Raw genomic sequence first — 1,214 nt, forward strand, 5'->3', positions numbered from 1 at the left:
ATCGAGAATTTGAAAATAAAGAAGAACTGGAAAAAGTAGTCAATCAGCTTTTAAATGAAGGGGGATTGATTATTAAATGGAGTAGAAAACTTAAAAATAAGGGTAATGCTGTCAATGTAACTTAAATGCGTAAAAGCTTAAGAACTCCCCCAAAACTTCCCCTGATTCAAAGGCTGGGGCTAGGGACTTTTGGCGCGCTTTTTCTTGATCTTGTTTTTCCGTCACCGGTTTCCGATGGAACGTTGCCGCCTTGGTATCAACCGGCACCACCACCGAGCGAACCGCCTGTGATGGTTTTTGACAAAAATCTTCCAATGAGGGGGGCTTATCGAGTTTTTTATGACGCTGAACTGTTTAACGGGGGTGGACGCACGGATGAAAGTTTTATTTATACTCGGGGTCCTATTTCAGATTTTTATGAGGAAGCGGTACTTCCAGGATTAGTCTGGGCGTATGGCGTTAGGTTTACGCTAGAACAGCCGGGAAATATTTTTGAACTAGTGGGGTCTGGAATAATGATAGGGCGCTCGGTTCTTTGGGGAACCGACATTCCTTTAGAGCGGATCACTAACCCGGTAGGTGCCATAAATATCAAAAGAAATTCCTTAAGGATCACAAAAATTGAAAATGTAGTCGACGATACGCTCGTTAAACCCATACCTTCGCCAACGGGTCCGACCCCTCCTTACGCGCTCACGCGAGAATCTCCCAACTCTCCGCCGCTCACCAGCCCCGGACCGCAAAATCCCAATCCCTTTAACCCCGTTCCTTTTGGCCCGCCGGGTACTACTCCATCGTTTAATCCGTTTCCTAAACCAGGAAAGAAGAATACCGACGAACAAAACGAACCGCTCAAAAAGGAAAACACTCCGCCGTGGTTTAGTCCTTTCCCAGCGCTCGATCCTCCATTTAAAGAACCTTTTGACTTTAATCCTACTGACACGCCTAAGACTAGGGGACCTTATCTAGTCAACGATCCAGTTCTCGATTTTGCCCTCAATCGCCCCCCCAACCCGCTTGCCCACCCAGTTCCTATCCCTGATCCTGCTCCCATTCCTGCCACTGACCTCATTCCTAATGGGACTTAAACGCCAAATAAAGATCAAATCGAGTATAATCGTTAAAGAGTAAGCACTTTACGTTGAAAGAGCAGCGATGAAAGAGACAACCCCAGCCGCGATGCCCCCATGCTTTGACCGATGGTGTCGGCGGTT

1 protein-coding gene and 1 pseudogene are annotated in these 1,214 nt (G+C 47.0%); both read left to right on the forward strand.

Translation table 11 applies throughout. The annotated features are described in order from the left end of the window. Positions 1 to 125, forward strand: a pseudogene (locus tag O9300_RS07420) (IS630 family transposase); the annotation flags it as partial. Beyond that, positions 126 to 1,088, forward strand: coding sequence for a hypothetical protein (locus tag O9300_RS07425; RefSeq protein WP_287971009.1), 963 nt, complete (start codon positions 126 to 128; stop codon positions 1,086 to 1,088). The last annotated feature ends 126 nt before the right edge of the window (positions 1,089 to 1,214 follow it).

It is taken from the genome of Microcystis sp. LE19-195.1E, assembly GCF_027532095.1.
GTDB lineage: Bacteria > Cyanobacteriota > Cyanobacteriia > Cyanobacteriales > Microcystaceae > Microcystis > Microcystis aeruginosa.